Origin of the sequence: Streptomyces sp. SID11385 (assembly GCF_010548245.1) — a bacterium.
In the GTDB taxonomy this organism is placed as follows: Bacteria; Actinomycetota; Actinomycetes; order Streptomycetales; family Streptomycetaceae; genus Streptomyces.
Genome location: NZ_JAAGLR010001079.1, coordinates 1 through 447, shown reverse-complemented (window position 1 = coordinate 447; position 447 = coordinate 1). Strand labels below are relative to the sequence as shown.

Here is a 447-nt window from a genome sequence, read left to right as displayed (position 1 = left end):
GCCGGCTGCTCCTCGCGCACACGGGCTGGGCCACGGCCGTCGCGGACCGCCCGGCGGACGCGCTGGAGGGCGCGGTGCTCGGGGCGCTCGGCCCCGGACTGCAACTCCCGGTCACCGAACTGCGCACGGCGGTGGCCGCGTCGGCGGAGGTACGGGCGCTCGGCGAGCGCCTGGGCGCGGCGCGGCTCGCCGTGCCCGCGGAGATCCGCTCACTCGTCGCCGGGGCACTGCGGCAGTTGCGGCGCACGGTGCTCGCCGTGTTCGCGGCCGGGCTCGTCGCGCTCCTGTTCCTGCCGCACACCGGGCACTCGACGGCGGAGGTGGCGGGCTGGTTCGGGCTGCCGCTGCTGCTCGGCGTGGGCTACCTCGTCATCGCGCGCATCGACCTCGCCCCGTACGGGCGCTGGGCGACGCCGCTCGGCACGGAGGCGGTGCGCGGGGCCGCCG

General features: G+C 79.0%; 1 protein-coding gene. It reads left to right on the top strand.

The features are described 5' to 3' along the window. On the top strand, window positions 1-447 hold a 447-nt coding region (locus G3I42_RS33020; RefSeq protein WP_164291350.1), incomplete at both ends, for a TIGR04222 domain-containing membrane protein.